Source organism: Streptomyces sp. NPDC002870, assembly GCF_042888505.1.
Classification (GTDB): domain Bacteria; phylum Actinomycetota; class Actinomycetes; order Streptomycetales; family Streptomycetaceae; genus Streptomyces.
Genome location: NZ_JBIAPW010000002.1, coordinates 1 through 23,580 on the forward strand (window position 1 = coordinate 1; position 23,580 = coordinate 23,580).

At 70.4% G+C, this 23,580-nt stretch carries 20 protein-coding genes; 15 read left to right on the top strand and 5 right to left on the bottom strand.

Going from position 1 to position 23,580, the window contains the following annotated elements:
• Positions 1–250 precede the first annotated feature (250 nt).
• The 6 genes from ACFYWY_RS02455 to ACFYWY_RS02480 all read left to right on the top strand — a co-directional run bounded on the left by ACFYWY_RS02455 (position 251) and on the right by ACFYWY_RS02480 (position 7,225).
• The gene (locus ACFYWY_RS02455) at positions 251–1,879 is read left to right on the top strand and encodes an ABC transporter substrate-binding protein (protein ID WP_389178444.1); all 1,629 of its coding nucleotides are present in this window, start codon (positions 251–253) and stop codon (positions 1,877–1,879) included.
• 73 nt (positions 1,880–1,952) lie between these two features.
• Positions 1,953–2,876, top strand: coding sequence for an ABC transporter permease (locus tag ACFYWY_RS02460; RefSeq protein WP_389178447.1), 924 nt, complete (start codon positions 1,953–1,955; stop codon positions 2,874–2,876).
• Entirely contained in the window at positions 2,869–3,858 is a 990-nt protein-coding gene (locus ACFYWY_RS02465) for an ABC transporter permease (protein ID WP_389178450.1), read from the top strand. The genes ACFYWY_RS02460 and ACFYWY_RS02465 overlap by 8 nt, the downstream gene beginning before the upstream one ends.
• A 10-nt stretch (positions 3,859–3,868) precedes the next feature.
• Positions 3,869–4,843: an ABC transporter ATP-binding protein gene (locus ACFYWY_RS02470; RefSeq protein ID WP_389178453.1), complete on the top strand. Its 975-nt coding sequence runs from the start codon at positions 3,869–3,871 to the stop codon at positions 4,841–4,843.
• Positions 4,836–5,927 (top strand): ABC transporter ATP-binding protein, encoded by a 1,092-nt coding sequence (locus ACFYWY_RS02475; protein WP_389178456.1) that lies wholly within the window; start codon positions 4,836–4,838, stop codon positions 5,925–5,927. Before ACFYWY_RS02470 ends, ACFYWY_RS02475 begins: the two co-directional genes overlap by 8 nt.
• Positions 5,928–6,163: 236 nt before the next feature.
• Positions 6,164–7,225 carry a hypothetical protein gene (locus ACFYWY_RS02480; RefSeq protein WP_389178459.1) on the top strand — a complete coding sequence of 354 codons (1,062 nt, stop codon included), beginning with the start codon at positions 6,164–6,166 and terminating at the stop codon, positions 7,223–7,225.
• 101 nt (positions 7,226–7,326) lie between these two features.
• Here ACFYWY_RS02480 and ACFYWY_RS02485 read toward each other — a convergent pair whose 3' ends face one another.
• Positions 7,327–9,459, bottom strand: coding sequence for an alpha/beta fold hydrolase (locus ACFYWY_RS02485; protein WP_389178462.1), 2,133 nt, complete (start codon positions 9,457–9,459; stop codon positions 7,327–7,329).
• 156 nt (positions 9,460–9,615) lie between these two features.
• Here ACFYWY_RS02485 and ACFYWY_RS02490 point away from each other — a divergent pair, with 156 nt between their 5' ends.
• The 5 genes from ACFYWY_RS02490 to recQ all read left to right on the top strand — a co-directional run bounded on the left by ACFYWY_RS02490 (position 9,616) and on the right by recQ (position 15,798).
• Complete coding sequence (locus ACFYWY_RS02490; RefSeq protein ID WP_324986400.1) at positions 9,616–9,810, top strand: hypothetical protein; 195 nt, start codon at positions 9,616–9,618, stop codon at positions 9,808–9,810.
• A gap of 31 nt (positions 9,811–9,841) precedes the next feature.
• Positions 9,842–10,732 carry an N-acetyl-1-D-myo-inositol-2-amino-2-deoxy-alpha-D-glucopyranoside deacetylase gene (gene mshB, locus ACFYWY_RS02495; protein WP_389178466.1) on the top strand — a complete coding sequence of 297 codons (891 nt, stop codon included), beginning with the start codon at positions 9,842–9,844 and terminating at the stop codon, positions 10,730–10,732.
• A gap of 49 nt (positions 10,733–10,781) precedes the next feature.
• Positions 10,782–11,195 (top strand): DUF6113 family protein, encoded by a 414-nt coding sequence (locus ACFYWY_RS02500; protein ID WP_389178469.1) that lies wholly within the window; start codon positions 10,782–10,784, stop codon positions 11,193–11,195.
• Between the two features lie 234 nt (positions 11,196–11,429).
• Positions 11,430–13,667: a hypothetical protein gene (locus ACFYWY_RS02505; RefSeq protein WP_389178472.1), complete on the top strand. Its 2,238-nt coding sequence runs from the start codon at positions 11,430–11,432 to the stop codon at positions 13,665–13,667.
• Positions 13,668–13,935: 268 nt separating this feature from the next.
• Positions 13,936–15,798: a DNA helicase RecQ gene (gene recQ, locus ACFYWY_RS02510; protein ID WP_389178475.1), complete on the top strand. Its 1,863-nt coding sequence runs from the start codon at positions 13,936–13,938 to the stop codon at positions 15,796–15,798.
• A 223-nt stretch (positions 15,799–16,021) separates the two neighbouring features.
• Here recQ and ACFYWY_RS02515 read toward each other — a convergent pair whose 3' ends face one another.
• Together ACFYWY_RS02515 and ACFYWY_RS02520 are read right to left on the bottom strand one after the other, a co-directional pair.
• Positions 16,022–16,876, bottom strand: coding sequence for a transglutaminase-like domain-containing protein (locus ACFYWY_RS02515; protein ID WP_389178478.1), 855 nt, complete (start codon positions 16,874–16,876; stop codon positions 16,022–16,024).
• A 17-nt stretch (positions 16,877–16,893) separates the two neighbouring features.
• Positions 16,894–17,904 carry a GNAT family N-acetyltransferase gene (locus tag ACFYWY_RS02520; protein WP_389178481.1) on the bottom strand — a complete coding sequence of 337 codons (1,011 nt, stop codon included), beginning with the start codon at positions 17,902–17,904 and terminating at the stop codon, positions 16,894–16,896.
• Positions 17,905–18,018: 114 nt separating this feature from the next.
• Here ACFYWY_RS02520 and fdxA point away from each other — a divergent pair, with 114 nt between their 5' ends.
• Positions 18,019–18,339: a ferredoxin gene (gene fdxA / locus ACFYWY_RS02525; RefSeq protein WP_018089397.1), complete on the top strand. Its 321-nt coding sequence runs from the start codon at positions 18,019–18,021 to the stop codon at positions 18,337–18,339.
• 103 nt (positions 18,340–18,442) lie between these two features.
• Positions 18,443–19,537: a bifunctional succinyldiaminopimelate transaminase/glutamate-prephenate aminotransferase gene (locus tag ACFYWY_RS02530; protein WP_389178484.1), complete on the top strand. Its 1,095-nt coding sequence runs from the start codon at positions 18,443–18,445 to the stop codon at positions 19,535–19,537.
• 123 nt (positions 19,538–19,660) lie between these two features.
• Here ACFYWY_RS02530 and ACFYWY_RS02535 read toward each other — a convergent pair whose 3' ends face one another.
• A complete protein-coding gene (locus tag ACFYWY_RS02535) occupies positions 19,661–20,158 on the bottom strand; it encodes an ATP-binding protein (protein WP_389178487.1) in 498 nt (165 codons plus the stop codon).
• 277 nt (positions 20,159–20,435) lie between these two features.
• Entirely contained in the window at positions 20,436–21,365 is a 930-nt protein-coding gene (locus tag ACFYWY_RS02540) for a hypothetical protein (protein ID WP_389178489.1), read from the bottom strand.
• A gap of 39 nt (positions 21,366–21,404) precedes the next feature.
• Between ACFYWY_RS02540 and dapE the strand changes: the two genes are divergently transcribed.
• Positions 21,405–22,484 carry a succinyl-diaminopimelate desuccinylase gene (gene dapE / locus ACFYWY_RS02545; RefSeq protein WP_389178492.1) on the top strand — a complete coding sequence of 360 codons (1,080 nt, stop codon included), beginning with the start codon at positions 21,405–21,407 and terminating at the stop codon, positions 22,482–22,484.
• Between the two features lie 79 nt (positions 22,485–22,563).
• Entirely contained in the window at positions 22,564–23,313 is a 750-nt protein-coding gene (locus ACFYWY_RS02550) for a TIGR00730 family Rossman fold protein (RefSeq protein ID WP_389178495.1), read from the top strand.
• Positions 23,314–23,580: the final 267 nt, after the last annotated feature.

Sequence of the window (23,580 nt, forward strand, 5' to 3'; positions counted from 1 at the left end):
CGCCCCCCCGCGCGGGGGGGGGGGCGGGGGGCCCGCCCCCCCCCCCGGCCCCCCCCCCCGCCCCCCCCCCCGGCCCCCGGGGGGGGGGGGCGGGGCGGGCCCCCCCCCCCCCCCCCCCCCCCCCCCCCCCCCCCCCGTCGTCGTACGCGACTGCGGCCGCTCGTCCGGACGGGCGATGAGAATATGCGCGCCATGACGTATGAGGTGATATTTGGGCCTAAGTGAGACTCGGGACACTGGAGGCGACCTCATGCGTGGAGCCACGCACGCCAGATGGGCCGCAGGCGCCGTGGCTGTCGGCCTCGTGGCCACGGCCTGCGGCGGCGGCAGCGGCAGCGGTGGCAGTGGTGCCGACGGGATCGTGAGCTCCTCGTGGGGCGACCCGCAGAATCCGCTCGAGCCGGCGAACACCAACGAGGTGCAGGGCGGCAAGGTCCTCGACATGCTCTTCCGTGGTCTCAAGCGGTACGACCCCAAGACCGGCGAGGCCCAGGACATGCTCGCCGAGAAGATCGACACGACGGACTCCACGAACTTCACGGTCACCGTCAAGGACGGCTGGACTTTCAGCAACGGCGAGAAGGTCACCGCCAAGTCCTTCGTGGACGCCTGGAACTACGGCGCCAACCTCAAGAACAACCAGAAGAACGCGTACTTCTTCGGCTACATCGAGGGCTACGAGCAGGTCCACCCGGCGCAGGGCCGGCCAACCGCAGAAACCCTCTCCGGGCTCAAGGTCGTCGACGACAAGACCTTCACGGTCAAGCTCTCCCAGAAGTTCTCCACCTGGCCCGACACCCTCGGCTACGCCGCCTTCGCCCCCCTTCCGAGCGCGTTCTTCGACGACCACGCCGCCTGGCTGTCCAAGCCCGTCGGCAACGGCCCGTACGCCGTCGAGTCGTACGCCAAGGGCTCGAAGATCTCGATGCGCAAGTGGGACGACTACCCGGGCAGCGACAAGGCGCAGAACGGCGGCGTCGACCTGAATGTGTACACGGACAACAACACCGCCTATACCGACCTGACCGCGGGCAACCTCGACCTCGTCGACGATGTGCCGGCCTCTCAGCTGAAGAACGTGCAGGCGGACCTCGGCGACCGGTACATCAACACCCCGGCCGGCATCCTCCAGACCATCGCCTTCCCCTTCTACGACAAGGCATGGAACACCCCGGACGCCGCGAAGGTACGCACCGGCCTGTCCATGGCGATCAACCGGCAGCAGATCACCGACACGATCTTCCACAAGACGCGTACGCCCGCGAAGGACTGGACCTCGCCCGTGCTCGGCGCGGACGGCGGCTTCGACGACACCCTGTGCGGTGACGCCTGCGAGTACAACGCCGCCGAGGCGAAGAAGCTGATCACAGAGGGCGGCGGCATCCCCGGCGGCCGGCTGCAGCTGTCGTACAACGCGGACAGCGGCTCGCACAAGGAGTGGGTCGACGCCGTCTGCAACAGCATCAACAACGCGCTGGGCAACGACACCGCGTGCGTCGGCAACCCGGTCGGCACCTTCGCCGACTTCCGCAACCAGATCGGGCAGCACAAGATGCCCGGTCCCTTCCGGGCCGGCTGGCAGATGGACTACCCGCTCATCCAGAACTTCCTGCAGCCGCTCTACTACACCAACGCCTCGTCCAACGACGGCCTGTGGACCAACGCGGAGTTCGACAAGCTCGTCGACGAGGCCAACGCCGAGACCGACACGGCGAAGGCCGTCGAGACCTTCAAGAAGGCGGAAGAGGTCGTACGCGACCAGATGGCCGCCATCCCGCTCTGGTACCAGAACGGCAGCGCCGGCTACTCGGAGCGGATCTCCAATGTCTCGCTGAACCCCTTCAGCGTCCCGGTCTACGAAGAGATCAAGGTCAACTGACGGCGGAAGGCATCCGGCCCGGCGTCCTCCACGCGCCGGGCCGTCCCCCTTCCCACGACCCCCGGAGCCGCTCATGGGACGTTATGTGATCCGGCGTCTGCTGCAGATGATCCCCGTCTTCTTCGGCGCAACGCTGCTGATCTTCCTCATGGTGAACGTGATGGGCGACCCCATCGCGGGCCTCTGCGGCGACCGGCAGTGCGACCCGGCGACGGCCGCCCAGCTGCGCAGGGAGTTCGGCCTCGACAAGCCGGTGTGGCAGCAATACCTGACGTACATGGGCAATGTCTTCACCGGCGACTTCGGCACAGCCTTCAACGGGCAGAAGGTCACCGAGCTGATGGGCGAAGCCTTCCCGGTCACCATCCGGCTCACGCTGGTCGCGATCGTCTTCGAGATCGTCATCGGCATCACGCTCGGTGTGATGACGGGCCTGCGGCGCGGCCGTCCCGTCGACACCAGCGTGCTGCTGCTCACGCTGGTCGTCATCTCGGTCCCGACCTTCGTCACCGGTCTCATCCTCCAGCTGCTGCTGGGCGTCGAGTGGGGCGTCATCAAGCCCGCCGTCTCACCGGAGGCGCCCGTCAACGAGCTGCTCATTCCCGGACTCGTGCTCGCCTCTGTCTCTCTCGCGTACGTCACGCGGCTCACCCGGACCTCGATCGCAGAGAACGCCCGCTCCGACTACGTCCGGACCGCGAAGGCGAAAGGGCTCCCCAGAGGGCGTGTGATCAGACGTCATCTGCTGCGCAATTCCCTGATCCCGGTGGTCACCTTCATCGGCACCGACATCGGCGCCCTGATGGGCGGCGCGATCGTCACCGAGCGCATCTTCAACATCCACGGCGTCGGCTACCAGCTCTACCAGGGCATTCTTCGCCAGAACACCCAGACGGTCGTCGGCTTTGTGACGGTGCTCGTCATCGTCTTCCTGGTGGCGAATCTGCTGGTCGACCTTCTGTACGCCGTTCTCGACCCGAGGATCCGGTATGCCTGAGCGATACGATCCGGGCGAAGCCGTCGCTCCGACCGGAGCGGGTGGCGCGATGGACCTCGCGACCAGCGAGGGAACGACGCTGGAGCTGGGTGCATCGGCCGCCCCCGGCGGCCCGGCGGGCACCGGGCCCGCCGAGAGGCCCCGCAGTCTGTGGTCCGACGCCTGGCGCGACCTGCGGCGCAACCCGATCTTCATCGTCTCCGGGCTGGTCATCCTCTTCCTCGTCGTCATCTCCATCTGGCCCTCGCTGATCGCCACCCAGAACCCGCTCCAGTGCGATCTCGCCAAGGCCCAGGAGGGTTCCCAGCCTGGCCACCCCTTCGGCTTCAACGGGCAGGGCTGCGACGTGTACACGCGCACGGTCTACGGCGCCCGCGCCTCGGTCACGGTCGGCGTCTGCGCCACCCTCGGTGTCGCGCTGATCGGTTCCGTCTTCGGCGGTCTCGCCGGCTTCTTCGGCGGCGCGTCGGACGCGATCCTGTCCCGCGTCACCGACATCTTCTTCGGCATCCCGGTCGTCCTCGGTGGGCTGGTACTGCTGTCCGTCGTCACCAGCTCCACCGTCTGGCCGGTCATCGGCTTCATGGTGCTGCTCGGCTGGCCCCAGCTCTCCCGTATCGCGCGCGGCTCCGTCATCACCGCGAAGCAGAACGACTACGTCCAGGCGGCGCGGGCGCTCGGCGCGTCCAACTCCCGGATACTGCTGCGGCACATCGCCCCCAACGCCGTCGCTCCCGTGATCGTCGTGGCGACCATCGCGCTCGGCACCTATATCTCCCTGGAGGCGACCCTCTCGTTCCTCGGTGTCGGCCTCAAGCCACCGACCGTGTCCTGGGGCATCGACATCTCCTCCGCCTCGCCGTACATCCGCAACGCCCCGCACATGCTTCTCTGGCCGGCCGGCGCGCTGGCGATCACCGTGCTCGCGTTCATCATGCTCGGCGACGCGGTGCGCGACGCCCTCGACCCCAAGCTGCGCTGAGGAGCCCGCCATGTTGCTCGAAGTGCGCGATCTGCACGTGGAGTTCCAGACGAGGGACGGGGTGGCGAAGGCCGTCAACGGCGTCAGCTACACGGTCGACGAGGGCGAGACGCTCGCCGTGCTGGGCGAGTCCGGCTCCGGCAAGTCCGTCACGGCGCAGGCGGTCATGGGCATCCTGGACACGCCGCCGGGGAAGATCGCCGGCGGCGAAGTCCTCTTCCGGGGACAGGATCTGCTCAAGCTCAAGGAGGACGAGCGGCGGAAGATCCGCGGGGACGGGATGGCCATGATCTTCCAGGACGCGCTCTCCTCCCTGAACCCGGTGCTGAGCGTGGGCGACCAGCTCGGCGAGATGTTCGTCGTGCACCGCAAGATGTCGCGGAAGGACGCGCGGGCCAAGGCCGTCGAACTGATGGAGCGGGTGGGCATCCCGGCGGCGAAGGAGCGGGTCGGGCAGTATCCGCACCAGTTCAGCGGCGGTATGCGCCAGCGCATCATGATCGCCATGGCGCTCGCCCTGGAGCCTTCGCTGATCATCGCGGACGAGCCGACGACCGCGCTGGACGTCACCGTCCAGGCCCAGGTGATGGATCTGCTGGCCAAGCTCCGGAGCGAGCTGAACATGGGGCTGATCCTGATCACCCACGACCTCGGCGTGGTCGCCGACGTCGCGGACAGGATCGCGGTGATGTACGCGGGCCGGATCGTCGAGACCGCCCCGGTGCACGACATCTACAAGGCTCCGGCGCATCCGTACACCAAGGGGCTGCTCGAATCGATCCCGCGCCTGGACCAGAAGGGCCAGGAGCTGTACGCGATCAAGGGCCTGCCGCCGAACCTGATGAACATCCCGCCCGGCTGCGCCTTCAACCCGCGCTGTCCGATGGCCCAGGACGTGTGCCGGACCGATGTGCCGCCGCTGTACGAGGTGTCGCAGGACCGCAGGAGCGCGTGCCATTTCTGGCAGGAGGCACTCAATGGCTGAACAGGCTGAGCAGGCTTGGCAGGCCGCGACGGGGCAGGCCGGGCAAGCTGACTCGATTCTGGAAGTGCGCGACCTGTACAAGCACTATCCGCTCACCCGGGGGATCCTCTTCAAGAAGCAGGTCGGGCTGGTGAAGGCGGTCGACGGCGTCGACCTCGACCTGGCGGCGGGCGAGACGCTCGGCATCGTGGGGGAGTCGGGCTGCGGCAAGTCCACCCTCGCCAGGATGCTGGTCCATCTGGAGCGGCCGACGGCCGGGGTGATCCGGTACAAGGGCGACGACATCACCAAGCTGTCGGGGCGTGCGCTCAAAGCCGTGCGCCGGAACATCCAGATGGTGTTCCAGGACCCGTATACGTCTTTGAACCCGCGGATGACGGTCGGAGACATCATCGGTGAGCCGTACGAGATCCACCCGGAGGTGGCCCCGAAGGGCTCGCGCCGGATGAAGGTCCAGGACCTGCTGGACGTGGTCGGGCTCAACCCGGAGTACATCAACCGCTATCCGCACCAGTTCAGCGGAGGCCAGCGGCAGCGCATCGGCATCGCCCGCGGGCTCGCACTCCGGCCGGAGATCATCGTGGCGGACGAGCCGGTTTCGGCGCTCGACGTCTCCGTCCAGGCGCAGGTGATCAATCTGCTGGACAAGCTGCAGAGCGAGTTCAGCCTGAGCTATGTGTTCATCGCGCACGACCTGTCGATCGTGCGGCACATCTCCGACCGGGTCGGCGTGATGTACCTGGGCCGGATCGTGGAGATCGGCAAGGACGAGGAGATCTACGACCACCCGACGCATCCCTACACCCAGGCACTGCTGTCGGCGGTCCCGGTGCCGGACCCGGAGGCCCGGGAGCGCCGCGAACGGATCATCCTGCGCGGTGATGTCCCGTCGCCCGCGAACATCCCCTCGGGTTGCCGGTTCCGCACGCGCTGCTGGAAGGCTCAGGAGCGCTGCGAGCTGGAGGTGCCGCTGCTGGCGGTGCCGGCGGAGTTCCGGCAGCAGGAAGGGCCGGCGCGGCATCCGTCGGCGTGCCACTTCGCGGAAGAGAAACACGTGGTCCCGTCGGGCCCCGAGGCGGAGTGATGACTCTCGTCGGAGGCCGTGTTCGCGGCGGGCAAAGCCAAACAAATAGCCATCAATTTCGTTAACACGCAGGCAACTTGACCGTCGCAACTCCGATATACGAACGCGCCACGCTGAACAGCGTACGGCCGTGCGGGTGCCGTAGACCGGCTGGGGCTCGCCATGTGGCCCCGGCCGGTCGCCACCCGCTGCATGGGCCCTTGTTCAACGGTGTACAGCGATGCAACATCGCACGTGTGACTCTTACCCGGGGGGCTCGGATCACGGGAGCGCTGCTGTGCGCCGCGCTTGCTCTCATCGTGGGCGGCTGGATCGGCCGGGATCTCACCACCGTGGACGACCCGCTGGACCTCTGGCGGTACTGGACGGGGAACGGCAGCGCGGGAGCCTCGGCCCCGCTGACGACGTCCCTGGAAGACCTGCTCCTCTTCGCGGTGTACGTCACCGTGGTGGTCGTGGCCCTGCGCTCGGCCGTCGCGGCGGCCGCGCTGGTGGCCGTCGGCGTGATCACCCTCGCCCTGCGGCTGCCGGGCCTGTGTGTCCTCAGCTCCTCCTGGATGGGCCTGCGGGCCACCGACGAACTGCGCACCCGCGCGCTGTACTGCGCCTTCGCGGCCCTGGGGCTGGGCCTCGGGCTGATCATCACGGCCGCCGCGGGCCGCCGTGCGCCCGGCGGCTACGACCCGTACGTCTCGTACGCTGCCCACGACGCCCACGCCGCCCATGAGTTGACGCCGACCCGGCCCACCCAGGGCGTGTCCGTGCTCGCCTTTCTGCTGCTCGGCGCCTCGGCGGGGATCCTGGCGGCCTGGGAGGTCTACACGGCGACGGAGATCGGCGGCTCGCGCTTCCTCGACCGGTTCACCGGCAGCGACACGGTCCTGCTGCCGCTGCTCGGAACCCCGCCCGGCTGGCTGACCGCGGTGATCGTCGTGCTCGCCCTGGTGGCGGCGTTCGGCGCGCTCTTCCAGGCGGTCTTCTCACGGCCGCTGGGGTTGACGGTGGCAGTGTTCCTGCTGGGCACGGGCGGGCGGGGCGTCGACATCGCGGTCCGGAACGAACTCGTCTCCCGGCTCGGCGATCTGCCGACCCGTGATCAACTGCTCGTCCTGTCCTGGCTGTTCGAGCTGGCGGCGGGGGCGGTGCTGCTGATGGCGCTGGCGCGGCGGGGCGAGAGCGATGAGGTTTCGGGCGGGGCGCCGGGGTGGCAGCAGCCGCGGCGGCCTGGTCACGGCTACGGCTACCCGCAGAGCGGCGGGGGGCCGCCGCCGCCGACGTCGCCGCCGCCGGGGTGGTGACGGGGGGCGGCTTTCCCCGATTGAGGCGCGGGTGCGGGGCGGAGCCCCGACGCTCAGCCCGTCCGGCGATTGAGGACGAGCCGGCTGCCTGGCGGACCCCGTCACCCCGCCAACGACCGCTTCAGGAAGTCCACCTGAAGCAGCAGCAGATTCTCCGCGATCTGCTCCTGCGGCGTCATATGCGTCACCCCGCTCAGCGGCAGCACCTCATGCGCCCGCCCCGCCGCCAGCAGTGCCGACGAGAGCCGCAGCGTATGTGCCATCACCACATTGTCGTCCGCCAGACCATGGATGATCATCAACGGCCTCGCCGGATTCTCCGGCGCCGTCAACCCGTCCTCCGTGACAAGCGAGTTGGCCGCGTACACCTCCGGCCGCGCACCCGGATCGCCCAGATACCGCTCCGTGTAGTGCGTGTCGTACAGCCGGAGATCCGACACCGGCGCGCCCGCGACCGCCGCATGGAACACGTCCGGGCGGCGCAGTACCGCCATCGCCGCCAGATAACCGCCGTACGACCAGCCGCGAATCGCCACCCGGTCGAGGTCCAGCGGGAACGCCCCCGCCAGCGCGTGCAGCGCCTCGACCTGGTCGTCGAGGGTGAGCGGGAAGTTGTCCTTGATCGCCTTCTCCCAGCCGGGGGAGCGGCCGGGCGCGCCCCGGCCGTCCGCCACGATCACCGCGAAACCCTGGTCGGCGAACCACTGCGAGGTGAGGTATGGATTCTGCGCGGCGAACACCCGCTGCCCGTGCGGGCCCCCATAGGGATCCATCAGCACCGGCAGCGGACCGTCCGACTCCCGGTAGCCCTCGGGAAGCAGTACGCCGCACGGAATCCGCAGGCTGCCGGCCTCGCAGAGCCGCACCCGGGCAGTCAGCACCGGCTGCTCCGCGTACGAGGCGACGGTCGCGACCTGCTTGCCTTCCCGCAGTACCTGCACGGCCGCGCCGCTCACCTCCGTACGCGACGACGCCAGCACCGTCACCGGGCCGGAGCGCACGGCCGAGTGCACCCCGGGGCCCTCCGAGAGGCGCTCGATCCCCAGCTCGTTGACCCGGTAGACATGGATCTCGCCGATCTCCGGATCCGAGGCCTCCTCGCCAGCCGCCGCGGACACCAGCACATCGCTCTCGCCGATGTCCAGCACCGCCCGCAGCTGCAACTGGGCCCCGGTCAGCGCCCGGTCGCCCACCGCGAGCACCCGCGCGCCGCCCTCGTCCGCGATCCGCACAAGCCGCCCGTCCGGCGCCCAGGCCGGCACCCCGGGGAACAGATCGAGCCACACCGGATCCTCGTCGACATGCACCGTCCGGGTCGCGCCCGTCTCCGGATCAACCGCCAGACAGCGCTGCGTGCGCTGGTCACGAGCCTGTACGAGCAGCAGCGGGGCGCCCGCCGCCGACCAGTGCACCCGGGCCAGATACGGATACCGGGACCGGTCCCAGCCCACTTCCGTACGCTCCCCGTCCAGCGTGACCAGATACAGCCGCACCTCCGCGTTGGGCGTCCCGGCCGACGGATAGGCGACTTGCTCCGGTTCCCGGTCCGGATGTGCGGGATCGGAGATCCACCAGCGCCGCACCTCCCGCTCGTCGACCCGGGCGACCAGCAGCCGGTCCGACTCCGGTGCCCACCAGAAGCCGCGCGAGCGGTCCATCTCCTCGGCCGCGATGAACTCCGCGAGCCCGTACGTGATGTGCTCGTCCTCCGGCTCGGCCAGCGCCCAGTCCTCCGCGCCCTCCGCACCGGTCACCCGCAGCGCGCCCTGCGCCACATAAGCGATGTGCCGGCCGTCGGGGGACGGCCGCGGGTCGATCACCGGGCCGGGCGCGGGCAGTTCGCGCGCGGTCCCCGCCCGCAGCTCCGCCGCGTACAGCTGCCCGGAGAGCGTGAACGCCGCCAGCTCGACCGCCTGGTCCACCGCATAGCCGACAATGCCCGCTGAACCCTCACGGCTGCGCTCCCGCCGGGCCCGCTCCTGCGCGGACAGCTCCTCCTCCGCCCCGCCCAGCAGCGCGCCGGGATCCGCGGCCAGCCGCTCCTGCGGACGGCGTGCGTCGCCGTCGAGGTCGAGCACCCAGAGCCGGCCCGCCCGGTCGGTCCCCGAGGACGACCTGAGGAACACCACCCGGGATCCGTCCGGCGACACCGTGAAGGCGCGCGGGGCGCCGAGCGTGAAGCGCTGGGTCCTGGCGTACTGACGCGGGAAGGAGAGCTGCTGCCTCGTGGTCATGCGACCGAACCTAGCGGTCGTGCGCCCCCGTGTGCTGCCGTGCACCGATCGATGCGTTCGTACGGATAGTTATGATCCGTAGCGCAAGGTGGGTATGACCCCCCTGGCACATGCAACCTGCCCGTCCCGACCGAATATCTGTGGAGGTGAACCGCCGTGGCACTCTCGATTTCGGCGGTGGTGCTGCTGGCGATCGTCGTCTTCCTGCTGGTCCGGAAGTCCGGACTGAAAGGTGGGCATGCGGTGGTCTGCGTCTTGCTCGGGTTCTATCTCGCAAGCTCGTCCATCGCCCCCACCATCAACGAACTGACCACCAATGTGGCCGGGATGATCGGGGGCATCAAGTTCTAGCGCGGCGGGTCCGGCCTCGTAGGCTGTCCGCATGAAGGATCTTCCCGCCCGTCGTCTGCTCCTGGTGCACGCGCACCCGGACGACGAGTCGATCAACAACGGCGCGACGATGGCCCTGTACGCGGCCGCCGGCGCCCAGGTCACGCTGGTGACCTGCACCCTCGGGGAGGAGGGCGAGGTGATTCCACCGGACCTCGCCCATCTCGCGCCCGACCGGGAGGACCGTCTCGGACCCCATCGCGCCGGCGAACTGGCCGCCGCGATGAAGGAGCTGGGCGTCACCGATCACCGCTTCCTCGGCGGCCCCGGCAGGTTCCGGGACTCCGGGATGATGGGCGTCCCGCAGAACCGCCGCGAGGGCGCGTTCTGGAACACCGACGTGGACGACGCCGCCCCGTACCTCGTCGAGATCATCCGTTCCGTGCGTCCCCAGGTGCTTGTGACCTACGACCCGGGCGGCGGCTACGGACATCCCGACCACATCCAGGCCCACCGGGTCGCGATGCGCGCCGCCGAGCTGGCGGCGGAGCGCGCCTTCAGGCGCGACCTGGGCGAGCCGCACAGCATCGCCAGGATCTACTGGAACCGGGTGCCGCGCTCGGTGGCCGAGGAGGGCTTCGCCCGGCTGCGCGCCGCGGGCGGCGCGGACTTCCCGGGCATCGCCGAAATCGACGACATACCGGGCGTGATGGACGACTCGGAGATCACTACGGAGATCGACGGCACGGCGTACGCGGAGCGGAAGACGGCGGCGATGCGCGCCCATGCCACCCAAATCGCCGTGGACGGCCCCTTCTTCGCACTCTCCAACCATCTGGGGCAGCCGATCTTCGCGACGGAGTACTACCAGTTGGTGCGGGGCGAGCCGGGCCCGCCGCCCGGAGAGCGTGAGCACGATCTCTTCACGGGACTTGCACGATGAGCGGGAGTTGCGGCATGAGCGGAGTTTCAGCATGGACAGGAGTCGCGGCATGAGCGGACACGACGTACCCGGCTCCTCCTGGGTCACCCAGTCGTCGAAGTCCGGCAGGATCGCCGCTTACCTCGGTCTCGCGGTGCTCGGCGGACTCGTCGGCATCGCGGGCTCCCTGGTCCAAGGCGCTTGGCTCCCGGGCGGGTTGGTGCTCGCGCTGCTCGCGGCGGCAGGGCTGTTCTACGGCTCCCTGCGGGCGACCGGGGCGCAGCTCGGGGTCGTCGCGCCCGCCGTGGGCTGGCTGGCGGCGATCGTGCTGCTGAGTATCGGACGTCCCGAGGGCGACGGGGCGTTCTCCGCCGGGATCGGACCGCTGGTCTACATGCTCGGCGGGATGGCGGTGGCTGTGATGTGTGCCACCATGTCGCGGCCTGAGCAACCGGGCGGCGGGCCCGGCCGACTTGGCAAGTAGGGGGCTGTGGGACCCCCAGGTACCCAGCAGGTGGTGCGGGCCCTATGGTGGGTCGCCCCTAGGGGTGGGAAGCCACTGAACTGACCATGCCCGTACGGTCGGCGGAATGTCGCTTCCCACAGTCCCGGGGCGTCTGTCTTCGGCGGCAAGTATGGTGGTGCGCGCCGCCGAGCCGCCCGCAGCAGTAGCTATCCAGTAAGAAACGGGCGGCGAAGCCAACCGGGAGAACCTGCTTTGAGTCGTGAAACTGACAGTTCGTCCTCCGGGCCCCAGGGGCGCGGCGGAGCCGCGTACCCCTCGGGAACACCGCCGTACGGATCCCGCCAGTATCCGTCGCTGCATCCCACGCAGGACGCTCCGGACGAGGCCGGTGCGGCTCCCGAGCCGCAGCCGGACGAGCCCAGGACCGAGACCACGCTGACCACCCGCATCCGGATCAACATCCCGGGGTCGCGGCCGATTCCGCCGGTCGTCATGCGTACGCCGATGAGTGACGTCTCCGCGACTTCGTCGGGCGGCTCCTCTGGCACGTCTTCGGACGGGCCTTCCGGCGGGCGGGACAGCGAGCGTACGGGCAGCACTCCGCGGCCGGACGTGGCACAGGACGCGGCGGCGAAGCCGCAGGCCGAGGAGAAGCCGGCGACGAGCGACTGGTTCGCGCCGCGCAAGTCTTCCGGCACGAATGGGGCGGGTCTGTCGGCTTCTGCCGCGGCCGGCGGTCCTTCCGCGCCGGTGCCGACGCCGGCGCCGGGTCCGGGTCCGGGGGCCGCGAACGGCGGTGGCTCCGGTGCCGGTCTCCCGTACCTCTCGGACAGCTCGCAGTCCGGCAGTTCGCAGTCCGGCCGGGCTCAGGGCGGACCGGGTGCGCCCCGCCCCTACAGCGCGCTGAATGACCTGGCGGCGAACGCCGACGGCACGGCATCCGCCACGACCGGTTTCGCTCCCGGGAACGAAACGCCTCCGCCGGGTGTACGACCGCCTGCCGGGCCTACGGCGGGGCCGGTGACCGGCGGCATGCCGATCCAACCGCGCCCGGGTGGCCAGGGCGGTCCGGGTGGTCCCGGTGCGCCCGGGCACGGCGTGGGCTCTCCCGCCGGTCCCGGACAGGGTCCCGCGGGTCCGGGCCCCGGTGCTCCCGGTGTGCCTGGTGTTCCTGGCCAGGGGCCTGGCTCCGGCGCGCCCCGGATGTCCGACGACACCGCCGTGCTGACCCCGCAGAACCCCGCCGGCCCGGCCCCCGATCCCGCAGTCGGCCATGTCTCCGGCGACACGCTCACCAGCGGCATCCCCGTCGTGCCCCCGGAGCACCGCTCGCCCTCGCCCTTCCCGCCGCTCGGCGTTCCGCAGCAGGGCCCTGGCACCGGACCGAACCCCCTCCTGCAGTTCCCCGCCCCGGTGGACGAGGGTGACTTCTCCGCACCGGAGTTCCCCGGCGGCCCGGGCGGTGGCCCCGGCGGCCCCGTGGTGCCCGCCCCCCGGCCCGCCGCGGCCAGGCCCGCTCCCGCACCCCGCTCCGCGCCCGCCAAGAAGGGCCGCTCCAAGCTGGTGCTCGCCGGCGTCGGAGTGGTCGCCCTGCTCGGTGTCGCGTACGGCGCGGGTCTGCTGATGAACCACTCCGACGTACCGAAGAGCACCACGGTCCTCGGCGTCGACATCGGCGGCGGCACGAAGGAAGACGCGGTCAGCAAGCTCGACGGGGCCCTCGGCGAGCGCGCCGCCACGCCTCTGCAGCTCACGGTCGGCGGCAAGAAGGAACAGCTCGCCCCGGACAAGGCGGGACTCTCCCTCGACAGCCAGGAGACCGTACGCAAGGCCGCGGGCAGCGACTACAACCCCGTCTCTGTGATCGGCTCCCTCTTCGGTGCCGAGCGCGTCGCCGAACCGGTGATCCTGGTCGACGAGGAGAAGCTGGGCGTCGCGCTCACCGACCTCGCGGGCGTCTCGGGTTCGGCCACCGAGGGCACGATCAAGTTCGAGCCCGGCAAGGCCGTCGCCATACCGGGCAAGGCGGGCCAGTCTCTGGACGTCGGCCGCTCCATGATCTCGGTCAAGGACGCCTACCGCGCCCAGGTCGAGACCGGCAGGCCGAACATCGTCGAACTGCCCGTCGCCACTCGCGAGCCGACCATCAGCCAGGCCGAGCTGGACCGGGCGATGAAGGAGTTCGCCGAGCCCGCGATGTCCGGCCTGATCACGATCACGGCGGGCGGCAAGCAGATCCAGTTCGGCCCGGCCAAGTCGCTGCCGAAGATCCTTTCCATGAAGGCGATCGACGGCAGGCTGGTCGAGGTCTACAACAAGAAGGCGATCGACGAGCTGCTGGACGGCGTTTTCGACGGCGTGCTGATCACCAAGGGCGACGGCAAGAAGCACCAGCTCTCCGCGGACGACGTGGCCCAGGCGATGGGGACGGCCCTGCGCGGCAAGACGCCGGCCGAGCGCACCGCCACGATCGAACTCGACCCGAGCTAGCGGACGGCCGGTCGCCGTCGTCCCGAGCCGGTGGCCGGTCGCCGTCGTCCCGAGCCGGTGGCCGGTCGCCGTCGTCCCGAGCCGGTGGCCGGTCGCCGTCGTCCCGAGCCGGCGGCCGACCGCCACTCGTCCTGAGCCGGCAGCCGACCGCAGTCGTCGCTGATCAGAGCCCCTGCCCGGTCCCGGGCAGGGGCTCTGTCGCGCCGGGGGCCGCAGCGGGTCCGCCCATCGGCCGGACCTCGCCCCGGGATCCTCATAGAATCGCCGGATGAGCACTCCGGACCTCGACACCCCGCCCAAGGCGAGTGACGCGCTGGAGGTCCTGCACCGCGTCTTCGGTTACAGCTCCTTCCGGGGGAGTCAGCAGGAGATCATCGAGCATGTCGTCGCAGGTGGTGACGGGCTCGTGCTCATGCCGACCGGTGGCGGCAAGTCGCTCTGCTACCAGATCCCCGCGCTCGTGCGAAAGGGCGTGGGTGTCGTCGTTTCGCCGCTCATCGCGCTCATGCAGGACCAGGTCGACGCGCTGAGGGCGCTCGGGGTGCGGGCGGGGTTTCTCAACTCCACGCAGGATTTCGACGAGCGGCGGCTGGTGGAGGCCGAGTTCCTTGCCGGGGAGCTGGATCTGCTCTACCTCGCGCCGGAGCGGCTTCGCGTCGAGTCGACGGTGCGGTTGCTCGAGCGCGGCACCATCTCGCTGTTCGCCATCGACGAGGCGCACTGTGTGGCCCAGTGGGGGCACGACTTCCGGCCGGACTACCTTGCTCTGTCCGCGCTGCACGAGCGCTGGCCCGACGTGCCGCGGATCGCGCTGACCGCCACCGCCACCGAGGCCACCCATGCCGAGATCGCGTCCCGGCTGAAGCTGCAGGACGCCCGGCACTTCGTGGCCAGTTTCGACCGGCCGAACATCCAGTACCGGATTGTGTCGAAGGACGACCCGAAGCGGCAGCTGCTTGCGCTCCTGCGTGCCGAGCACGGCGGCGACGCGGGGATCGTCTACTGCCTGTCCCGGGCTTCCGTGGAGAAGACCGCCGAGTTCCTGGTGAAGAACGGGATCGCGGCGCTGCCCTACCACGCCGGGCTCGATGCCCGTACGAGAGCCGAGCATCAGGCGCGTTTTCTGCGCGAGGACGGGCTGGTGATGGTGGCGACGATCGCCTTCGGGATGGGGATCGACAAGCCCGATGTGCGCTTTGTCTGCCATCTCGACCTGCCCAAGTCCTTGGAGGGGTACTACCAGGAGACCGGGCGGGCCGGGCGCGACGGGCTGCCGTCCACGGCCTGGCTGGCGTACGGGCTGCAGGACGTTGTGCAGCAGCGGAAGATGATCGAGGGCTCGGAGGGGGACGAGGCGCATCGTCGACGGCTCTCCGCGCACGTCGACGCCATGCTCGCGCTGTGCGAGACCGTCGAATGCCGGCGCGTGCAGCTCCTCGCCTACTTCGGGGAGGAGAGCGGCCCGTGCGGCAACTGCGATACGTGCCTGACGCCCCCGGAGTCCTGGGACGGCACCGTCGCCGCCCAGAAGCTGCTGTCGACCGTCGTCCGGCTCAAGCGCGAACGCGGCCAGAAGTTCGGCGCCGGCCAGGTCACGGACATCCTGCTGGGCCGGAAAACGGCCAAGGTCATTCAGTTCGACCACGATGCGCTGAGCGTCTTCGGCATCGGTACGGAGCTGCGCGAGGCCGAATGGCGCAGTGTCGTACGGCAGTTGCTGGCGCAGGGGCTCATCGCCGTCGAGGGCGATTACGGGACGCTCCTGCTCACCGAGACGAGTGGCGAGGTGTTGGGCGGGCAGCGCGCCGTCTCGCTGCGGCGCGAGCCCGAGAAGATAGCAGCGGCGCGGACCGAGAAGACGTCCAAGAAGCGAGCCCCCGTCGACCTGCCAGAAGAGGCCCTGCCCGTCTTCGAGGCGCTCCGCGCCTGGCGGGCCGCCACCGCGAAAGAGCAGGGCGTGCCCGCGTACGTCGTCTTCCATGACGCGACGCTCCGCGAGATCGCGGTCACCTCTCCATCGACCCTTGCGGAGCTCGGCACGTTGAACGGGGTCGGCGAGAACAAGCTGGCGAAGTACGGCCAGCCGATCCTGGACACTCTCGCCGAGGCGACGAACGGCCTGACCGACTGACAACCCCCTCCCGATCGACGCCGCCCGACGGCCGGCGGGCGTACGGGCCCCATGTCGTGCCCTGTGCAGGCCGAGGGCGGGGCCGTACTGCCGCCGGACGCCGGCTCCTGACCGCAGGCGGCGACCCAACAGGAGTGCGGGGAGTGCGCCCAGTGCGGCGAAATACGGCTTCATGTCGCTGTGACGGGCGGCCAACGGGCCGGGTACCCGCGGCCGTTGCGGCTCAGTTCAGCATCGCCCGCGCCGCCCGCGCCCGCCCCTTGATCGCGTCCGCCGCGGTCTGGTCCACCGCCGCCACCACATCCGCGTACGCGTCAAGCTCCGCGGCCCCCGTCGCGAACTCCCCGCGCTGTACGAGCAGCTGGGCCCGTTCGTAGCGCAGGCGCGCCGGGTGGGACGGCAGCAGCAGGGACAGGTCGAGCGCCCACAGGGCTACGTCCGACCGTTCCGGGCGGGTCGCCGCCCAGGCGCGGATGTTGTTCAGGATGCGCACCACCACGTCGAGCGGGTCCGCCGGGGTCAGCATCGACGGGTCGAGCGGCGCACCGGTCGCGCCCGCGACCAGCAGTTCCGCGTCCGGGCCCGTCAGCAGGCGGCCGCCCGCGAAGGGATCCACGAGGACCTGCTCGTGGGGGTCGCCGAAGCCGACCACGAAGTGGCCGGGCAGGGCGACTCCGTACACCGGCGCTCCCGCCCGGCGTGCCACCTCGATCCAGACCACCGAGAGGAGGATCGGCAGGCCCCGGCGGCGCCGCAGGACCTCGTGGAGCAGGGAGGACTCAAGGCGCTGGTAGTCGCCGGGGGTACCTCTGAAGTCATAGCGGCCGCCGAGGAGGTCGGCCACGGCGGATGCCCATGCGCGGGGGCCGGTCAGACCGAAGGGGAGCAGGCCGGCCAGGCGGTCCAGTTCGATCTGGGCCGCGTCCAGGGCCGCCTCGTCCATGGAGGGGTCCGCCTCCGCGCCTACGAGCAGGCACAGCATCGAGAGGTCGGGCCGCTCGGAGCGGGCCTCCTCGGCGAACAGCCGCCGCCGGTCGGCAGGCCCGTCGGCGGGCGGATCGGGGGATTCGTCGTGCATACGCGATTCGTACCCGCTCAGGCAGCTCGGAAGTGGTGGTAGCGGTGGTGGGTCGCGAAGCCCATACCGTCGTACAGCGCACGCGCCCCGTCGTTGTCGGACTCCACCTGCAGCCAGGCCGCGGACGCGCCCTCCTCCAGCGCACGCCGGGCGAGCGCGGTCATCACCGAGGTCGCGAGGCCCTGGCGCCGGTACGCCGGGTCCACCTCCACCGCCATGAAGCCCGCCCAGCGGCCGTCGACCACACACCGCCCGATCGCCGCCGGTGGACCGCCCATGACTCCGGGTACGGATGCGAACCACACAGAGGGGCCGCTCCCCACTACCTGCAGCAATGCCTTCAGCACATGTGGCCCGGGCACACCGGACCGCTGGTAGCGCTGTAGCCACGCCTCGTCGACCGAGCGCGCGAGCCGCACGCGCTCCACCTCCGCGTCCAGGTCGCCGATCGGGGCCAGCGCCCCGATCCGCACCTCCGCCGAGACCTCGCGCCGCCAGCCGCGTGCCTCCAGCTCCGTGCAGAGCTCCTCCTGTGTGCCCGCCGCCCCGGTCGCCGTCTGCACATACGCGGGCAGGCCCCGGTCCTCGTACCACGTGCGCACCCTGGCCAGCGCGTCGTCGAGCGGCAGCCCCGGGTCTCCGAGCGGCAGCACCGAGTTGGCCCGCCGGGTGAACCCGGACGACGCCCGCAGCTCCCACTCGCCGAGGCGCTCGCTCTCCACCGGCTGCCAGGCACGTGCGGTCACCCTCGCGAGCTCCGGGAAATCCGCCGCGGGACCCCGTCGACGGGCCGGCTCGGCGGGCACCACCTTGCCCGCGACCAGCGACGCTTCGGGGATACGGACGGTCTCACCGGTCCGGCGTGTGATCAGCAGCACACCCTCGTTCCAGGATGTGAGAACGCCTACTGCGTCGGTGAACGTCGCGGGCGCCCCGGCGGAGCTGGTCAGGCGCCTGACTGATACACGTTTGCCCACGTCAGCGGGTGTAATACGGACTTCGAGCTGTCCGCCGCGGGTGAATTCCACAGTTCTGTGAGCCCCTCCTGTTCGGATCGTCCCCAAGAACGGAGATACTAGGGGCGGGCATCGACGACGCCGCGCTCCCGCGCAATGCCAGCCCTACCGAGGAGGAACGACAGCGTGACCTACGTCATCGCGCAGCCTTGTGTCGACGTCAAGGACAAGGCGTGCATCGAGGAGTGCCCCGTCGACTGCATCTACGAGGGCTCCAGGTCCTTGTACATCCACCCGGACGAATGCGTCGACTGTGGTGCTTGTGAGCCGGTCTGCCCGGTCGAGGCGATCTTCTACGAGGACGACACCCCCGAGGAGTGGAAGGACTACTACAAGGCGAACGTCGAGTTCTTCGACGAGCTCGGTTCGCCCGGTGGCGCTTCCAAGCTCGGCCTGATCGAGCGCGACCACCCCTTCATTGCTGCACTGCCGCCGCAGAACCAGTAGTTCCCGCAGCAAACGGCCCGCAGCAGTGCCGCTCCCGGTCCCGTACGGTTCGTCGTCCGTACGGGACCGAGGCCTTTGCCTGACGTACGAGAAAGAGAAGCCAGTGCCCGCAGTCTCTTCGCGCCTTCCGGTCTTCCCCTGGGACAAGCTCGAGCCGTACAAGGCGACGGCGGCGGCCCACCCGGACGGCATCGTGGACCTCTCCGTCGGCACGCCGGTCGACCCCGTCCCCGAGCTGATCCAGAAGGCCCTGGTCGCGGCCGCCGACTCGCCCGGCTATCCGACGGTGTGGGGGACGGCCGAGCTGCGGGACGCGCTCACCGGATGGGTGGAGCGGCGACTCGGCGCCGTCGACGTCGCGCACACGAACGTCCTGCCGGTCGTCGGCTCCAAGGAGCTGGTGGCCTGGCTGCCGACCCAGCTCGGTCTCGGCCCGGGCGACAAGGTCGCCTACCCGCGGCTCGCCTACCCGACGTACGAGGTCGGCGCGCGCCTTGCCCGCGCGGAGGCCGTCGTCTACGACGACCCGGCAGACCTCGACCCCGCCGGTCTGAAGCTGCTCTGGCTCAACTCGCCCTCCAACCCCACCGGCCGGGTGCTGGCCAAGGAGGAGCTGATCCGCATCGTCGCGTGGGCGCGCGAGCACGGCGTGCTGGTCTTCAGCGACGAGTGCTACCTGGAGCTCGGCTGGGAGGCGGAGCCGGTCTCGGTCCTGCACCCGGACGTCTGCGGCGGTACGTACGAAGGCGTCGTCGCCGTCCACTCCCTTTCCAAGCGTTCCAACCTGGCGGGCTACCGCGCCGCGTTCATCGCCGGTGACGAGGCCGTGCTCGGCGAGCTGCTCCAGATCCGCAAGCACGGCGGGATGATGACCCCCGCGCCGGTACAGGCCGCCACGGTCGCGGCGCTCGGCGACGACACGCATGTCACGGAGCAGCGGGCGCGGTACGCCGCCCGGCGCGTCGCCCTGCGCACGGCGCTGGAGGGGCACGGCTTCCGGATCGAGCACAGCGAGGCCAGCCTCTATCTGTGGGCGACGCGCGACGAGCCGTGCTGGGACACGGTCGCGCACCTGGCGGAGCTCGGCATTCTGGTGGCGCCCGGCGACTTTTACGGAACGGCCGGGGAGAGTTTCGTACGGGTGGCGTTCACCGCGACCGACGAACGCGTCGAGGCCGCGGTCAAGCGGCTGGGCTGAGAGCGGCAGAGAAGCGCAAAGAGGGGCCCCGGGAGTTCGCGCTCCCGGGGCCCCTCAGTCGTATCTCCGTTTGTCTCCGCCTGCCGCGGCCTGTCGTGGCCTGTCGTGTCCTGTCTGCGAGGACTAGAGCGGGGAAGTCACCGGCAGCTGCTCCACCGGCAGCTGCTCGGTGGGCAGACCGCCGCCGACGGGCAGGCCGCTGCCGACGGGCAGTCCGCCGAGGGACGGGGTCGCGGTGCCGACGGTCTCGCCGCCGAGCGACTCGGTCGCCGTGCCCGCCGTCTCGCCGACGACGTCGGCGGCGTTGCCCGCGGTGTCACCGGCGGCCTCCTTGGCGGTGCTGGGCGCCGACTTGCCGGTCTTGCCGACGGTCTTGCCGGCGGCCGGGACGGTCTTCTTGACCGCTTCGCTTCCGGTCTCGCCCGCGGTGTCGGTGGCCTTCTGCGAGGCACCGTCGACAGTGTTGCCGAGGCTGTCCGTGTCGAGGGCGGTCAGGCCGCCGAGCGGGCTCTGGGGAAGTTCCACGGCGCTTGCGGAGCCGGCCGCACCGACCACGGGGGTTGCGCCCGCCGCGATGAGCAGCGCGGCACGGGCGATCCGACGGGTCAGGGGGAGGGACATGATGCTCCTTGAGACGAGAAGGACTTTGGTTCGGACGCAGTGACAACCGCTGGAAGGGCGGGGGAAGTTGCGGTGCACCAAGGTAAAGAGTTGGTAATGCGTCGCATTATCAGCCCTGGATAAAAATGGACAAACGTTCCATTGCGCAGCGGTCTGCTGAACCGTCACTTCCCTTTTGGCGCAAGGGGTTTGATGGATCACTGGCAACCCGTGCGAATGGCAGTCCGGCTTCTCGTCAGGACGTGACCGAAGCGCCTCCTACGAGGGAGCGCCCGGATTACTGTGCGATGCGAATTCGGACGCCGGCCGTCTCGGAACCCGACGCCGGACCCGACGCGGCGCCCGCGGAACGCCAGCCCTCGTCGGACTCCTCCGCGCTCCACACCCGGCCCCCGTACGAGACCTCCTCGATACGCAGCCCCTCCGCCCGCGCCACCGCCCAGTGCGCCAGCTCCCAGCCGCGCTGTGAGGATCCGCCGCCGTCCGCCGCGACCGTCGACGGCACCGGTACGGACACCTCGCGCGAACCGGGCGCTCCCGCCCTGCCCGCGGTCCTCGCCCCGGGCAGGACCTCCGGGCCGAACGCGCGCACCAGCTCCTCGCGTACCTTCGCCGGGTCGCCCGGTCCCTCGCCCTTGGCCGACTCGCAGGTCAGAGCCCCGGTCGCGCGGCCGGTCAGGGCGGCCGCCAGCAGCGTCGCGTCCGGCTCGTGCTTCGCGTACGCCTGCGGGAAACCGCTGCGCTGGACGCGCTGCGCCGCGACGGTCAGCGGCAGCCGCGAGTAGCCAGGGACCTCGGCGAGATGCTCGTAGAACTTCCCGGCGGAGTAGACCGGGTCGAGGATCTGCCGGGTCGTGCCCCAACCCTTGGAGGGACGCTGCTGGAACAGGCCGAGCGAGTCCCGGTCGCCGTGGTTGATGTTGCGCAGCCCCGACTCCTGGAGAGCCGTGGCGAGCGCGATGGTGACCGCGCGCTCCGGCAGGCCGCGGGTGGTGCCGACTGCGGAGATCGTCGCGGCGTTCGCGGCCTGCTCGGTGCTGAGTTCGTACGTGGGGCCCTCGCCCTCGGCCGTACGGACCGTGCAGCGCGGGGCGCCGCCGGTGACGTACTGCACCACGACGTAGCCGATGAGTGCCAGCAGCACGGCGACCGCGGCCGCGATACGCAGGAGGCGGCCGCGCCGGACAGGGGAGGCGGTCTCGGACACGCTGCCCACCGTACTGGAGCCCGCGTTAAGGTCGGAGCCATGCCCGACACCGTGCTTGACCTCACTCTTGATGCTCCGGCCCTCACCGCCCGGCTGGTCGACTTCCGGTCGGTCAGCGGCGAGGAGAAGCCCCTCGCTGACGCGATCGAGCAGGCGCTGCGCGACCTGCCGCACCTCACCGTCGACCGGCACGGCAACAACGTCGTGGCCCGTACGAACCTGGGGCGCGCCGAGCGGGTCATCCTGGCGGGGCACATCGACACGGTTCCGATCGCCGACAACGTGCCGTCCCGGCTGGACGAGAACGGCGTGCTGTGGGGCTGCGGCACGAGCGACATGAAGTCGGGCGTCGCGCTGCAGCTGCGCATCGCCGCGACCGTCCCCGAGCCCAACCGCGACCTCACCTTCGTCTTCTACGACAACGAAGAGGTCGCCGCACACCTCAACGGTCTGGGACATGTGGCCGAAGCCCACGCCGACTGGCTGAAGGGCGACTTCGCGGTCCTCCTCGAACCCTCCGACGCACAGGTCGAGGGCGGCTGCCAGGGCACCCTGCGGGTCTTTCTCCGTACGGAGGGGGAGCGGGCACACTCCGCGCGCAGCTGGATGGGGTCCAACGCCATTCACGCCGCGGCGCCGATCCTGGCCAGGCTCGCCGCGTATGAGCCGCGACGGCCGGTGATCGACGGCCTTGAGTACCGGGAGGGGCTCAACGCCGTACGGATCGAGGCCGGAGTGGCCAACAACGTCCTCCCCGACGAGTGCACCGTGGTGGTCAACTACCGCTACGCGCCCGACCGCAGCGAGGAGGAGGCCGTGGCGCACGTCCACGAGGTCTTCGCGGACTGCGGGGTCGCGGAGTTCGTGGTGGACGACCACACCGGCGGGGCGCTGCCCGGGCTCTCGCACCCGGCGGCAGCCGCGTTCATGGCGGCGGTCGGCGGCACGGCGCAGCCCAAGTTCGGCTGGACGGACGTCTCACGCTTCAGCGCGCTGGGCATGCCCGCGGTGAACTACGGACCCGGTGACGCGCTCTTCGCCCACAAGCGGGACGAGCATGTCGCGGTCGGCAAGATCACGCACTGCGAGGGACGACTCCGCGACTGGCTCACTGCCTGACAACCCGGATTTCACATGTCGTAACGTTCACCGACCTACCCTGACTCAAAGCAACAATGTTCGGCGGAGGGAGCAGGTCATGGGCAACCCCGAGGGTTTGCGGGCGCTGGAGGAGCAGCGACTGGGGCCGGTGCTGCGCCGTAGGGACCAGGTGCAGCCCGGCACCACCGACCAGCGGCTGCTGGACACCGAGGGCGATTCCGAGTGGGTGCACACAGATCCCTGGCGGGTCATGCGCATCCAGTCGGAGTTCGTGGAGGGCTTCGGCGCGCTGGCCGAACTGCCCAGCGCGATCAGTGTCTTCGGTTCCGCCCGCACGGGGCCCGGGACCCCCGAGTACGACACGGGCGTCCGCATCGGCAAGGCGCTCGTCGAGGCCGGCTTCGCGGTGATCACGGGCGGCGGCCCGGGCGCGATGGAGGCGGCGAACAAGGGGGCGCGGGAGGCGGATGGCATCTCGGTCGGCCTGGGCATCGAGCTCCCCTTCGAGCAGGGCCTCAACCAGCATGTCGACATCGGCGTGAACTTCCGCTATTTCTTCGTCCGCAAGACGATGTTCGTGAAGTACGCGCAGGGCTTCGTGGTGCTGCCGGGCGGACTGGGCACGCTGGACGAGCTGTTCGAGGCGCTGACGCTGGTCCAGACCCGGAAGGTCACGCGCTTCCCGATCGTGCTGTTCGGCACGGCCTACTGGAGCGGACTGGTGGACTGGCTCCGCCACACGGTGGTGGCGCAGGGGAAGGCGTCGGAGCACGATCTGCTGCTCTTCCATGTCACGGACGACGTGGAGGAGGCGGTGGAGATGGTGACGAAGGAAACGGGCCACTAGGCGGGGGGCGCCTGCGGCGCTTTCCCCTATCCCCTTCCCGTAACCGGGGGGCAAGCCCCCAGACCCCCCGTACGCGCTTCGCGCGTGTCCTCAAACTCCCCCAGACTTCGTCCGGGGGGACCCCCACGGGCTGGATGTGCGGCCCTGCCGCAGATCCAGCCCCGTCGGCGTTTGAGGCGCGGGGGTCCGGGGGCAGCGCCCCCGGTTACGGGATGGGGGTACCTCCCACGGCCGCCAGGCCGTAGAGGGAGGGCGGGGTGGGGAACA